The 13,821-nt window shown below is 28.2% G+C and carries 11 protein-coding genes; 10 read left to right on the top strand and 1 reads right to left on the bottom strand.

The features are described 5' to 3' along the window. Positions 1 to 71: 71 nt before the first annotated feature. From L1S49_RS19685 to L1S49_RS23310, 10 genes are all read left to right on the top strand, one after another. Positions 72 to 944 (top strand): aldose 1-epimerase family protein, encoded by an 873-nt coding sequence (locus L1S49_RS19685; RefSeq protein WP_238907072.1) that lies wholly within the window; start codon positions 72 to 74, stop codon positions 942 to 944. 140 nt (positions 945 to 1,084) lie between these two features. Further along, complete coding sequence (locus L1S49_RS19690) at positions 1,085 to 1,951, top strand: MurR/RpiR family transcriptional regulator (RefSeq protein WP_073019672.1); 867 nt, start codon at positions 1,085 to 1,087, stop codon at positions 1,949 to 1,951. Positions 1,952 to 2,246: 295 nt separating this feature from the next. After that, on the top strand, positions 2,247 to 2,762 hold the full coding sequence (locus tag L1S49_RS19695) for a sigma-70 family RNA polymerase sigma factor (protein WP_238907073.1): 516 nt from the start codon (positions 2,247 to 2,249) through the stop codon (positions 2,760 to 2,762). After that, complete coding sequence (locus L1S49_RS19700) at positions 2,759 to 4,672, top strand: beta-propeller domain-containing protein (protein ID WP_238907074.1); 1,914 nt, start codon at positions 2,759 to 2,761, stop codon at positions 4,670 to 4,672. Before L1S49_RS19695 ends, L1S49_RS19700 begins: the two co-directional genes overlap by 4 nt. Positions 4,673 to 4,817: 145 nt before the next feature. After that, a complete protein-coding gene (locus L1S49_RS19705; protein ID WP_238907075.1) occupies positions 4,818 to 6,257 on the top strand; it encodes a 6-phospho-beta-glucosidase in 1,440 nt (479 codons plus the stop codon). A 94-nt stretch (positions 6,258 to 6,351) separates the two neighbouring features. Continuing rightward, positions 6,352 to 7,731 carry an MATE family efflux transporter gene (locus L1S49_RS19710; RefSeq protein WP_238907076.1) on the top strand — a complete coding sequence of 460 codons (1,380 nt, stop codon included), beginning with the start codon at positions 6,352 to 6,354 and terminating at the stop codon, positions 7,729 to 7,731. A 126-nt stretch (positions 7,732 to 7,857) separates the two neighbouring features. After that, the gene (locus L1S49_RS19715; protein ID WP_238907077.1) at positions 7,858 to 8,796 is read left to right on the top strand and encodes an ABC transporter ATP-binding protein; all 939 of its coding nucleotides are present in this window, start codon (positions 7,858 to 7,860) and stop codon (positions 8,794 to 8,796) included. A gap of 9 nt (positions 8,797 to 8,805) precedes the next feature. Further along, on the top strand, positions 8,806 to 9,549 hold the full coding sequence (locus L1S49_RS19720) for an ABC transporter permease (protein WP_238907078.1): 744 nt from the start codon (positions 8,806 to 8,808) through the stop codon (positions 9,547 to 9,549). Next, positions 9,546 to 10,523, top strand: a complete 978-nt coding sequence (locus tag L1S49_RS19725) for an ABC transporter permease (RefSeq protein WP_238907079.1) — start codon at positions 9,546 to 9,548, stop codon at positions 10,521 to 10,523. Before L1S49_RS19720 ends, L1S49_RS19725 begins: the two co-directional genes overlap by 4 nt. Before the next feature lie 42 nt (positions 10,524 to 10,565). Continuing rightward, complete coding sequence (locus L1S49_RS23310; RefSeq protein WP_275299643.1) at positions 10,566 to 13,118, top strand: LuxR C-terminal-related transcriptional regulator; 2,553 nt, start codon at positions 10,566 to 10,568, stop codon at positions 13,116 to 13,118. Positions 13,119 to 13,150: 32 nt separating this feature from the next. Here the strand turns inward: L1S49_RS23310 and L1S49_RS19735 are convergent, their stop codons facing one another. Further along, entirely contained in the window at positions 13,151 to 13,819 is a 669-nt protein-coding gene (locus L1S49_RS19735; RefSeq protein ID WP_238907080.1) for an NAD(P)H-dependent oxidoreductase, read from the bottom strand. Positions 13,820 to 13,821: the final 2 nt, after the last annotated feature.

Below are 13,821 nucleotides of genomic sequence, written 5' to 3' on the forward strand. Positions count from 1 at the left end.
TCGGTAAATCTTAGTGTTTTATAATCTCAAAGCTTTATATTAAGGCTTTGAGAATTTTTTTGAGGTGATTTATGATAGAAAAAATAGAAAATGAGTATCTTAGTATAGAAATTAAAACTTTTGGAGCGGAGCTTACAAGTGTAAAGAGCATTAAAGATAAGTGTGAGGTTTTGTGGCAAGGAGATGAGAAGTATTGGAAAGGCCAGTCACCTATATTATTTCCCATTGTAGGAAAGCTGCCAGAAGATAAATATACACATATGGGAAAAACATATGAAATGATGGGACATGGTTTTGGAAGTAAAAGTGAGTTTGAAGTGGTTTATAAAAGTTCAGATTCAATAGCTTTTAGATTATGCAGTAATGAGGAAACAAGAAAAAGTTACCCCTTTGAATTTGAGCTAAATATTAAATATACCCTTTTAGAATCTTCACTTAAAACAGAATTTGAGGTTATAAATAGGGATAATAAGGACATGTTTTTTTCAATAGGAGCTCATCCAGCATTTAAGTGTCCACTTTTAGATAATGAATCCATGGAGGACTATTATTTAGAATTTGAAGTGAATGAAAATGTTAAACGCCTACTATTAGGGGAGAGACTTCTTACTGGAGAGAAAGTAGATTTTTTTGATAATGAAAAAATTCTAAGTCTTAATCATGCCTTGTTTTACAAAGGAGCTATAATATTAGAAAATCTAAAATCAGAATATATAATATTAAAAAATAGAAAAAACTCTAAAGAAATAAAATGTAGTATTAAGGGATTTCCTTATGTAGGAATATGGTCAGCAATTAATGATGCTCCATTCCTGTGTATAGAACCTTGGCATGGAATAAATTCAACCTATGGTGATGAGTATGATATAACAAAAAAAGAGGGAATAATAAAGCTAGAGGAAGATAAAAGGTTTAAAACTCAATATATAATTGAAGTTAATTAGCTATATATTTACATGAATATATAATAATCTATGTAAAATTTTGTTTTGATGGTATAATAAAGGTTATCGAGATAAATTTTATGTGGATTATTTTTATTTAAATGATTCATTTTGTTTGAAAGTGAAAGAAGGAGGACTTAATGAATACCAGTATTCCCGTTGTAATAACTAAGATTATATCAAAGCAGAAGAATTTTACCTTTAGTGAAAATGAAATAGCGAATTTTGTTATTAATAATCCTGAAGTAGTTGTTAATAACACAATAACATATATGGCTAATGAAACTGGCACATCAGAAACCAGTATTAATAGATTTTGTAAAAAGATTGGATTTAAAGGCTTTAATGATTTTAAGATAGCTTTAGCTCAAGATAATTTTTATAGAAACATGAGAGAAAAAGATAAAAGTAAAAAAAATGATAATATTATAGATTCTATTTCATCAGATTATAATGAACTTATATTAAATACAGCTTCTTTAATTAACGAAAAGGATTTAATAAAGGCAGTTGAATTAATAAAAGGTGCTAGAAGGATATACATATTTGGAGTATTCAGCTCTTGGCTTGCTGCTTTAGAATTAAAACAGAAGCTTAATATGATAGGTATAAGTGCTGAAGCCTATAATGATGGACCTAATATGAAATTAAGTAGCATTAATGCAAAAGAAAATGATTTGTTTATAACAATATCTAGATCTATTTCTGTTAGAGATATAATTGAGTCCTTAAACATAATAGAAGAAAGAAATGCTAAACTAGTTACAATTACAAGTTATGATTATCAGAAATCAAATGCTATTGCAGATGTAAAGATAGTTACTGCTGACAGACTTTCAATTAAACACAGCTCAGTAATTTCTGAACATATTCCTTTTTTATTAGCTATTGATTTGATTTTTGAAATGCTTATTGAATCAAATAAAAACTATTTAAAGATAAAACAAAACAGTGATGCTTTATTTGAAAGCGAACAAGTTAGTAATAGTTATTTTTATGATTTGTAATGCTAAAAGACCTCCAAGAGAAATTTTGGAGGTCTTTTTTTTAGAAGTTATAAAGAAATAAATATAAATTTATATATTCCTAAAAATTTAAGAAGTTAAGAATAAAAGAAGTTAAGAATATAAGAAGTTAAGAATATAAGAAGTTAAGAATATAAGAAGTTAAGAATATAAGAAGTTAAGAATATAAGAATATATAGTAAAAATGCGGGTTCCAAGGATTAATAGGAAAATTTCAAAAATTCTTGAACCAAAAGCATGATCCTTAAGTCTAATTTATGAGAGGAGGGATTTAACTTTGGATACAAGCCAATTGGTGAGAAAAGCTAAAGGTGGAGATGACAAAGCTTTTAGTAAACTTATAGAACCTATACAAGAAAAGTTATACGTTACAGCTTATTCTTATGTGGACAACAGAGAAGATGCTCTAGATATAGTGAGTGAAGGAGTTTGCAGGGCATATACCTCAATAAAAAAATTAAAAAATGAAGCTTTATTTAACACTTGGATAACTAGAATAGTTATTAATTTATCTATTGATGTCTACAACAAAAATAAAAAGAAAGCGCAAATTGTATACGAAGAAAATGATCAAGGCTATATAGAAGAGCATGATGAAAGAATAGATTTAAATAAAGCTATAGAAGCTTTAGATCCTAAATATAAAATTATCTTACAAATGAAGTATTATGAAGGACTAACCTTAGCTGAAATAGCAAAAATATTAGAGATACCGTTAGGAACAATAAAAAGCAGTCTTAATAAAGCTCTTAACATTCTTAGGTTAGAGCTTAAGGAGGAGGTTTTAGAATGAAGAAAGAAAATAACAAAAATGATATTGAGGATTATTATAAAAATATAGAGATACCGAAAGAATTATCTAGTGCGGTTAAAAGAGGGCTTGAAAAAGGGAAAAGGAAAAAAAGAAAAATACATTTTAATAAAGGGTTAAAAATTGCATGTAGCTTTTTATTAATAATTACACTTGGGGTAGCTGGGAAGAGTTTAAAACTTGGTAATAGCGAAATGAGAACAGCAAATGTTAGTGGGAGGATAGACTTGCCAAAGGTTAAAAATGAAAAAGAGCTGATCTCTATGTTGTCAAGAGAAAGATTGGCTATAGATTACGATACAGCAAATGAAGTAGCTAAAGGTTCAAGCAACATAGAGAGGAGTGGGAAAAGATCAGACTATTCAGAAACTAATAACCAGGTAGAGAATGTTGAAGAAGGGGATAAAGTAAAAACTGATGGTAAATATATATACACAGTTAAACATGACTATAAAGGAGGAAATGTCTCTGAGGTAATAATTGTTAAAGGTGATGACCCAACTAATATGAAAATAGAAACAAAAATTACTTTAGAGGGATTTATTCAGGATATTTATATAACTCAAAATAAGCTACTAGTAATTTCACAAAACAATAATTCTTTAGCAACCGATCTTAGCATTTATAATAAAGAAGATATTGAAAATTTAAAACTTGAAAGAAAACTAAATTATAGTGGACAGATAGTAAACAGTAGATTAATTTCAAATAAATTAATAATGATAACAAATAATAATCCATTTTCAATCTATCCAATGATGGAAGATAATAAATCTGGAGTTATAAAAGATAATGGGAAAACAATATCTCTACCTAGATATTATGACTCTCTTAATGATAAAGAAGAAGTTACAAACATTAAGGATATTTCTTATTTTCCAGATACTAAGGGAGAGAGCATAATTAATATAGCTTCAATAGATATAAATAATTATAATGAAAAAATTAAAACTGAAACAGTTTTAGCTAGTGCAGGAAGCGTATATTCAACAGCGGATAATATATATATTACTGCATCTAAGGGAAGTTTTTCTGACTTTGCTACTAAGAATACTATATTCTCTGATGGAGATACATTGATTTATAAATACTCTATTAAAAATGGACAAATAAATCCAGTTGCTAGTGGTGAGGTAAAGGGGAGATTATTAAATCAATTTTCTATGGATGAAAATAATAATACTTTTAGAATAGCAACAACTAAGGGTTTTTCAGAGGGAAGTACAAATAATTTATATATATTAGATGAAAATCTTAAGGAATTAGGAAAGTTAGAAGGTCTTGCACCAAGGGAGAGAATTTATTCAGTTAGATTTTTAGGAGATACAGCATATATGGTTACTTTTAAACAGGTAGATCCATTATTTGTTATAGATTTAAAGGACTCAAAAAATCCAAAAGTTACTGGGGAACTTAAGATACCTGGATTTAGTAACTATCTTCATCCACTAGATGGGGAAAATTTAATAGGGTTTGGTGAAAATAGAGATGAGCTGGGTAGATATAGAGGACTAAAGCTTTCTATATTTGATGTTAAGGATGGAACATCTCCAAAGGAAAAATCTACACTTGCCTTTGGAGGAAATAAGACTCATTCAGAGGTGAATTATAATCATAAAGCTTTCTTTTTAAATAAAGAAAAATCTATTATAGGTATACCAATGGTGAACTTCACTGATTATGGGGAAAATAGAGAAGGAATAGTATATTTAGCTAAATACTCAGAAGATAGAGTGATGTCAAAGTTTGGTGAGCTAAAATTTAATACGGGTTATTATGGTTATGAAAATAGAATAATTTATATTAAAAACAATCTATATGTAGTTACCAATGAAGGGATTTTTTCATATAACATTGATAGTTTAGAGTCTTTAGGAAAAATTGAATATTAAATTATAGGCAAGTTTTTAAATTTATAGGATTTAAAAACTTGTCTTTTCATATTCTGAAAATAATATTTTTCTTCATTTGATAAAATAAAAAAGTTAATTATTATGTATAATAATATTTGAGAAGATGATGAAGGAGGAAATAAAAATGAGTTTTCCAAAAGAATTTTTGTGGGGTGGAGCGGTTGCTGCACATCAATTAGAAGGTGGATGGAATAAGGGAGGAAAAGGACCAAGTGTTGCTGATGTTATGACAGCAGGAGCCCATGGAGTGCCAAGAGTAATTACAGAAGGGGTAATTCCAGGTAATAACTACCCAAACCATGAAGCTATAGATTTTTATAGTAGATATAAAGAGGACATAGCACTATTTGGAGAGATGGGATTTAAATGCTTTAGAACATCTATTGCCTGGTCAAGAATTTTTCCAAATGGAGATGAATTAGAGCCAAATGAAGAAGGCTTAAAGTTTTATGATGATATGTTTGATGAATTACATAAACATGGTATAGAACCTGTAATAACTTTATCTCATTTTGAAATGCCTTATGGACTTGCAAAAAAATATGGCGGATGGAGAAGTAGAGAAGTTATTGACTGTTTTGTAAGATTCTCAAAGGCTGTATTTACTAGATATAAGGATAAAGTTAAGTATTGGATGACTTTTAATGAAATAAATAATCAAAAAAATGTTGCTAATGGAATATTTGCTTGGACTTGTTCAGGAGTTCTTTTTGAAGAGGGAGAAAACAGAGAAGAAGTTATGTATCAAGCAGTTCATCATGAATTAGTAGCTAGTGCCTTAGCTGTTAAAATAGGTCATGAGATTAATCCAGAACTAAAAATAGGATGTATGGTATCATTCGTCCCAATTTATCCGTATTCATGTAATCCAGATGACATGATGTTATCAGTTGAATCTATGCATGATCGTTATTTCTTTGCAGATGTACATTGTAGAGGTCATTATTCTTCCTATGCATTAAAGGAATGGGAAAGAAAAGGTTACAACATAAAGATGGAACCAGAAGATAAAAAGATATTAGAAGAAGGAAAAGTAGATTATATTGGATTTAGCTATTATATGTCTGATGCTGTTAAATCAGGCGTCGATACTTTAGATGAAAATTCAGTAGTAGGTTCAAGTGCTAGTGTTAAAAATCCACATGTAAAAGCTTCTGATTGGGGATGGCAGATAGATCCAGTAGGACTTCGTTATTCTTTAAATATGCTTTATGAGAGATACGAACTTCCTCTATTTATAGTTGAAAATGGATTTGGAGCTATAGATGTAAAAGAAGAAGATGGAACTGTAAATGATGATTATAGAATAGATTATTTAAGAGCTCATATTGAAGAAATGGATAAGGCTATAAATATAGATGGAGTAGATTTAATGGGATATACTCCATGGGGATGTATAGATTTAGTTTCCTTCACTACAGGAGAAATGAAGAAACGTTATGGATTTATCTATGTTGATAAGGACAATGAAGGAAATGGAACTTTAGAAAGATCTAAAAAGAAATCTTTTGATTGGTATAAAAAGGTGATAGCTACTAATGGAGACGATTTAACTAATAACTAGAGACAGAATAAGATAAATAACTACAGGTGGACTAACAGCCACCTGTTTTTTATGCTAATATATATTAGTACATAAAAACAGGGGGATAAAATCAATGAGGATTAATATAAGTAGACTTTTTAGTGATAAAGAGTTTTATAAAAAGTTATTTATTCTAGCTATACCTATGATAATACAAAACTTTATAGTGTCGTCTATAAATATGCTAGATACTGTGATGGTTGGTGCGTTAGGAGAAAGTGAGATTGCGGCAGTTGGAATAGCAAATCAATACTTCTTTTTATATAATTTAATAATTATAGGTATAACTACAGGTTTTAGTATATTCATTTCACAGTATTGGGGAAGCAAGAATATAAGAGATATAAAGAAGTCTATAGGATTAGAATTTCTAAGTGTTATGGTGGTAGGTCTTATTTTTACATTAAGTGCATTAATTATTCCAGGTCTTATACTTAGAATATTCACAAAAGATATAACGGTAATAGGTTTTAGTGAAGGTTACCTTAGAATAGTAGTATTAAGTTACGTGATTACTGGAGTAACTATATTATTTACAGGTGCATTAAAAAGTATAGGAAATTCAAAGATTCCTATGGTTGTAAGTGCTATGGCATTACTTATAAATGGGATTTTAAATTATATACTTATATTTGGTAAAATAGGATTTCCTTATATGGGGGTAAGAGGGGCAGCATTAGCAACTCTTATTGCAAGACTAGCTGAGATGATAATAATTATTTATTTTAGCTTTAAACATACTTCGCCACTTAGAGGAAAAATAAAGGAGTTTTTAGATTTTGATTTTAGTTTTACTAAAAAAGTATATAAGTCTGTTACTCCTGTAATATTAAATGATGGAATTTGGGCTTTAGGAATTGTTCTTTATACAGTTGCTTATGGGAAGGTTGGAACTAAAGCTATAGCTTCCGTTCAAATATCAAACACCATTCAAAACTTGTTTATGATATTTTGTATAGGAATTGCAAGTTCTTCTTTGGTTATGATAGGACATGAAATAGGTAAGAAAAAGAGAGAAAAAGCCATAGAATATGCTAAGAAATTCTCTATATTATCATTTATAATAGGTGGGATTTTAGGTATTTTACTAATTATATTTTCACCTGTAATTTTAGAGTTGTTTAATGTTTCTAGTGAAGTGAGGAATTCCACAAGGAATATTCTAATAATATATGGAGCTATTTTCCCTATAAGATCCTTAGGAATAGTTTTAATAGCTGGAATATTCAGAGGAAGTGGAGATGCAAAATTTGCATTAAAAGCAGAAGCTTTTGCAATGTGGGCTGTAGCTCTACCACTATCTTTTATTGGAGCTATTGTTTTTAATTTTACGGTGGAGATGGTAGCTCTTATGGTTATTATTGAGGATATAATAAAGTGCCTTCTTTGTGTTATACATTTAAAAGGTGGAAAATGGATGCATGATTTAGTTAATCTTAAAGAAGCAAGTTAGAGTTTTGTTTTAAAAAGAAATATGGAAAATATAAATTTAATTAATCAACCTTTAAAATCAACCGAAAGGTTGATTTTATTTTTTGCCTTAAAAGATAAAATGAATATTAAGGAAGGTGATTAATACATGAATAAGATATTCGAAGTAAAAGGTTTAGAAAAAAGTTATAAAAATAATAAGGTTATAAAAAATATTTCTTTTGAAGTTTTAAAAGGAGAAATACTTTGTATATTAGGCCCTAATGGTGCAGGAAAAAGTACAACTATAAACGTTCTTACAGGGGTTTTGGGTTATGAGTTAGGAAACTTATTTTATAGTGGCAGGAAAATTAAGAAAAATGATAAAGAGTTTAAAGGGAAATTAGGAGTAGTACCACAAGATATAGCTTTATATGAGGATATAAGCGCAGAACAAAATCTTAGATTTTTTGCATCTCTGTATGGATTAAAGGGGAAGGCGTTAGATGAAAAAACGAAAGAGGCCTTGGAGTTTGCTGGATTAAGTGAAAGAGCTAAAGATAAGGTGCGTACATTTTCAGGTGGAATGAAAAGAAGGCTTAATATAGCATGCGCTATAGCTCATAATCCAGAACTCTTAATAATGGACGAACCTACAGTTGGAATAGATCCTCAATCCAGGAATCATATTTTAGATTCTGTAAAAAAAATGAGAGAAAGAGGGATGACTATTATATATACAACTCATTACATGGAGGAAGTTGAAGAAATATCAACAAGGATAATTGTAATGGATAAAGGTGAGATAATAGCTTCAGGAACAAAGGAGAAGCTTAAGGAAAATGTAGTGAATTTCAAAAAAATAATTATAGAAGTTGATGATACAAGTAAAGTTAATTTAGAGAAATTCTACGATGTTGAGGGGATTAAAGAAGCTACTATAAAGGAGAAAAAAATTGAAATTATAAGTTTAACTGGAGTTGAAAATTTGGATAAAATAATTTCAATTTTAATAAATGACTCTATTAAAATCAATAATCTAACAACAGAGGTACCAAGTTTAGAAACAGTATTTTTAAATCTTACAGGGAAAACCTTAAGAGATTAGGAGGACGTAATGTATAAATTTTTACAGATTTTAAAGAGAGATTTCTTAAACATGTTATTTAATCCTATGTGGGTGTTTTATGATACAGTTTTCCCCTTAATGCTTATTTTGATTTTGGGTTTCTTAAATAGTGGAGCTTATGGAAATGAAGTGTCTTCTTATGATTATTATGGAGTAGCTATGATACTTTATATAATATTAAACACTGCAACTTTAAGTGCTAATGGTTTCATGGAAGAAAGAATTAAGAAAGGAAATATGAGATTAATATATTCACCATTACCTAAAAGTTATATATATTTATCTAAAATTTTAGCAACCTCTGCATTTGCGTCTTTATGCCATATTTCAGTAATGATTTTATTAGAGCTTTTTATGAAAGTTAATTATGGAGGAAAAAATATTATTTTTATAATTATAATACTTATTTTTGCTGAGATATTTGCTTCAGTTATTGGAGTGTTGTTTTGTTGTATTTTTAAAAGTGAAAATATAGCAAATCAAATATTAAGTATTGTTGTAAATATACTAGCTTTACTTGGAGGGTTATTTTTTAAAGTTGATAGCATGGGAAAGGCTTTAGAGAAATTAAGTTATATATCTCCAGTAAAATGGATGATGATAAGTATATTTAAAATAATTTATGATAGAAACTTTTCAGATTATATGATGACTATAGGAATACTAATAATTTCATCAATAATAGCAGGAGCTTTATGTGGAAAATTTTATAAGCCGGAGGAATATATATGATTAACATTCTAAAAAATAATTACTTTAGACTAAAAAGCAAAAAATATTATAGTATCATTTACTTAATAATGACTATACTTTCAATAGTAGCAGCAGTATATATGACATCAAAATTTCAGACTAAAGGAAATATTGCTTTTGTAACAAATGATAAAGAAAAAGTAATTAAGTCTGAATATTTTAATTTTGTTAGCTTGGAGAGAGAACCAGAGAAATATGAACTGGCTTTAGGTAGATATGATGGAACAGTAATAGATAATGGAGCTGGGGAATATGAAATATATACTATAAAAAATACTGAATATAAACAAATGCTTAAAAACGTTATGGATAATCCTGATTCTAAAGAGATAGAAATTGAAAGTAATAGAGGGGTAGGTACAAATATAATAGGCTTTTTAATGGTTTTTATTCTGCTCCAAAGTATTTTATTTATGTTTACCTTAGCAGAAGAAATTGAATTAAAGCAGATTGAAAGAATAGCTGTATCGCCTCTATCCTTTTTTAAATATATATTAGCTCACTGCATTTTTAATATATCTTTTATAGTTGTACCTACATTTTTAACTTTAACTATTATAAATATTTTCTTTAAAGTAAATATAGGTTTTAGTTTAACACAGTATTTAGGAGTATTAATGCTTTTAGGTGCCTTAGGAACAAGTTTTTCTCTATTTATGAATGCATTTATAAAAGGTGCTGATAATGCTAATATGATAGGTTCAGCTAGTGTACTTTTAACAACAATCTTATCTGGAAGTTTTTATTCTTTTGAGAATGGAAATAAAGTTCTTCAAAAAATATTATTAATTTTTCCTCAGAAAGAGTTTTTAAATTTTGTTAAGGCTCTAGAAGAGGGGAAGGATATATTAAATTCACTACCTCAAATATTATATGTAATAATAATCTCGTTAGCATTTTTCCTTATTTCCATAATAAAAATAAAAAAAGACTATGTACTAAGGAGCGAGTAAAGTAAAATAATATTAAAGTAAATTAAAATTTTAGGTGATGATATGAAAGATACACCATTATTAATATATACAAGGCTTAAAGTACCGGAACCAAGGAAAGGTTATATAATAAGAGAGGATTTGTTTTTAAAACTCGAAAAAATAGATGAGTATAAGGTTGTTTTAATTAAGGGTGGAGCTGGTACTGGAAAGACCACCCTTGTAAGTTCGTTTATAAAGAAGAAGGATCTTAATGCTAAATGGATATCTCTTGATGAAAGTTCTAATAATGTTTTTTCATTTTGGAACTACATGTTAGAGGCTTTAGGAGATGTTTTAGGAAGAGATAAGGATGAAATTAAAGCTATTTATGATTCTAATATGCAAAAAGACAATCTTCAAATGTTTCTAGTAGCTATATTAAATCTTTTAGATATAAATGAAGATATTTATATAGTACTTGAGGACTTCTATTATATTAAGGAAAAATTTTTAATTGAAACAATAAACTTTTTCATAAAAAATCTTTCTTTAAATGTACATTTAATAATAATAACAAGAGAGTCTCCAGATATATATTTAGGGGCAATAAGTATGGAAGGAAGACTTCTATCTATTGAAGATAATGAGTTAAATCTAAGTAGAACTTTAGGAATTAGCTTTTTAAAAGATACTCTAAAACTAGATTTTAAAGAAGATATATTGAACTATATATATGAGCTCTCAGAAGGCTGGATTGGAGGATTGCAGTTAATTGCTTCATCAGCCAATATAAAAAGTGAAAAAGAAATATTTAAGCTTAATTTCAAAAATAGAGTTATAGAAGAATATATAAACAAAGAAATATATGAGTTTTTTAGTGAAGAAGAAAAAGAGTTTTTATTAGAAACTTCAATACTTTCATATTTTAATGAAGATATATGCAAAAGGTTTATCCCTCAGTTTGATTTTAAAGGTATACTTTATAGCTTAGTAAATAGAAATACTTTAATAAGTTGCGTTAATGAAGAGTTTGAAATATATAGATATCATAATATATTAAGAGAATACTTAGAAGAAAAACTAGATAGAGATAAAAAGATAAAAGCTCATATAAGGGCTTCAAGTGTATTTAAAGACTTAGGAGATTATAGTGAGGCTATTAATCATCTTTTGCTTGCAGGGGATTATGAAGAGGCAATGGAAACTATTTTGGAACACTCTAGGAGTTTAAATCTATTTTCCTACATAGAGAGAATCCCTAAAGAGTTCATTATAAAAAATCCTGATTTTGCCTATCAAAGTTTTTTCTATTATTATGCTAATTTAGAAGTTGATAAAGGTAGTGAACTATACGATTTAATTATTAGAAATATGCATACTAGCCCTATATTAGAAGCCTTTAAGTTTTCTAATATGTTTATAGAAGATAATTTTAAATTAAACGAGATTGAAGTAATGCCTCTAGCTGAGATTGATAAACTTAAGCTAAAAGATTCTACAAAAGCATACCTATTATTAAAAGAAGCATCTTTTTTATATGTTCAATCTAAGTACAATGAAGCATTAGATTTTCTTGAAAAAATTGATAACTACTCAATAACCAAAGACAATTTCTATATTCAATTTTTCTCTTTTAGTGTTAAATCGCAGGTTTTAGAGGATATGGGAGAAATCAATAAAACCTTTGAATTATATGAGGGAATGAAAGAGATGATTTTAACCTATAAAAAGTTGCCTATGCTTACTGTAAGCTTTTATATAGGTATTACTGGAATGTATTTAAAAAGAATGGAATTAGAAAAAGCAAAAATATCATTATCTGAAGCTTACAAGTATATGCCAAATGAAGCTGTAACAATGAACAGGGGATATAGGTATAATCTATGTGAGTATAAGTTTATTATAGGAGAAACAGAAGAAGCTATTAAAATACTAGAAGAACTTATTAAACTAGAGTCCTACAAGAATTATGTATTTATATCCCCACTTCTTAAATATATATATAAATTTGAGAATGAAATAATAAAAGATTTTATAAGTGGATATGAAAAACAACAAGAGGAGAGAAAAAGTTTAGATAGCAAGCTTTTGTATGGATCAATTCTTTTTAAAAAAGGCAAGAAAGAAGAAGCTCTAGAGTTAGTTAATGAGGTTTTAAGATATTCTAGAAAAAGAAAAATTAAACTTAAGATGGTTCAAGGATCTTTGCTTAAGATAAGTATTATCATAGAGGATTTGGAAAAAAATAGAGAAGTCAAAAACCTATTTATAGAAGCATTACATTACAGTTATGAAAATAAAATTCTTCAACCTTATTTTTTCGAAAAAGATATAGTTAATAGACTTACTACAGAAGGAAGATTTAATATAATTAGCGAACTTACAAATAAGGAAAAGCTTCACTACGAAGAAATCATTAATATTATTAGAACTAAAGATGATATTATTTTAAGTCAGCGTGAGATAGATGTTCTTAAAGAGATTGCAAAAGGATCTACTAATAAAGAAATAGGAGAAAATTTGTTTATCTCAATTTCAACAGTTAAGACTCATATAATAAATATATATGGTAAACTTCAGGTTAGTAACAGGGTTTCAGCTGTAGAAGAGGGTAAAAGGCTTAAAATGATATAAGGGAACATTTAAATGTTCCCTTATAGTAAATATTATATAATCCACTCAGTTAATTTACTTATAGAACCTCTTGTTTTTTCTCTTGGTTCATTTTTTCTATAACCAAAGGCTACCATAACTGAAACTCCAAATTTTTCTCTATCAAGAATCCCTTCTTTTTCTAGTATAGTTTCTACTTTCTCAATATCAAAACCTTCTATGGGGCAGGAATCTATTCCAATTTCAGCGGCTGAAGTCATCATGTTTCCTAAGGTTATATATGTTTGTTTTGATGACCAATCAAATAAGTTTCTATCGCTTTCTAAAAGTTTAAAATCATTCCTTTGGAAGTTTTCAAAAGTTTTCTTTTTACCTTCCATTACATCTTTAGGTAAATGTTGAACGTCATTCATAAAATTTAATATATAAGCTGAGTTATAAATCATTTCAGATTGCTTTCTTGCTAAAATAATTACAAAATGGCTGGCTGTAGGTAGTTGTTTTTGAGCACCCCAGGTTACTTCTCTAAGTTTTTCTCTTATAACTTCATTTTGTAAAACTAAGAACTTCCAAGGTTCAAAGCCAAAAGAACTTGGAGAAAGTCTGCCAGTTTCAAGTATAAAGTTAAAATCATCTTCAGAAATTTTTTTGCTTGAATCAAATTCCTTACAAGCATGTCTAAACCTAAATGCATTTAATATTTCTTCTTTTTGAATTGTCATGT

It is taken from the genome of Clostridium sp. YIM B02506 (genome assembly GCF_022324845.1).
GTDB lineage: Bacteria > Bacillota > Clostridia > Clostridiales > Clostridiaceae > Clostridium_T > Clostridium_T intestinale.

Excerpts from the sequence above, each read along its gene's own strand:
- L1S49_RS19715 (WP_238907077.1), top strand. The coding sequence starts at position 7,858 with ATGAATAAGATATTCGAAGTAAAAGGTTTAGAAAAAAGTTATAAAAAT.
- L1S49_RS19690 (WP_073019672.1), top strand. The coding sequence starts at position 1,085 with ATGAATACCAGTATTCCCGTTGTAATAACTAAGATTATATCAAAGCAG.
- L1S49_RS19725 (WP_238907079.1), top strand. The coding sequence starts at position 9,546 with ATGATTAACATTCTAAAAAATAATTACTTTAGACTAAAAAGCAAAAAA.
- L1S49_RS19700 (WP_238907074.1), top strand. The coding sequence starts at position 2,759 with ATGAAGAAAGAAAATAACAAAAATGATATTGAGGATTATTATAAAAAT.
- L1S49_RS23310 (WP_275299643.1), top strand. The coding sequence starts at position 10,566 with ATGAAAGATACACCATTATTAATATATACAAGGCTTAAAGTACCGGAA.
- L1S49_RS19705 (WP_238907075.1), top strand. The coding sequence starts at position 4,818 with ATGAGTTTTCCAAAAGAATTTTTGTGGGGTGGAGCGGTTGCTGCACAT.
- L1S49_RS19710 (WP_238907076.1), top strand. The coding sequence starts at position 6,352 with ATGAGGATTAATATAAGTAGACTTTTTAGTGATAAAGAGTTTTATAAA.
- L1S49_RS19685 (WP_238907072.1), top strand. The coding sequence starts at position 72 with ATGATAGAAAAAATAGAAAATGAGTATCTTAGTATAGAAATTAAAACT.
- L1S49_RS19735 (WP_238907080.1), bottom strand. The coding sequence starts at position 13,819 with ATGACAATTCAAAAAGAAGAAATATTAAATGCATTTAGGTTTAGACAT.
- L1S49_RS19720 (WP_238907078.1), top strand. The coding sequence starts at position 8,806 with ATGTATAAATTTTTACAGATTTTAAAGAGAGATTTCTTAAACATGTTA.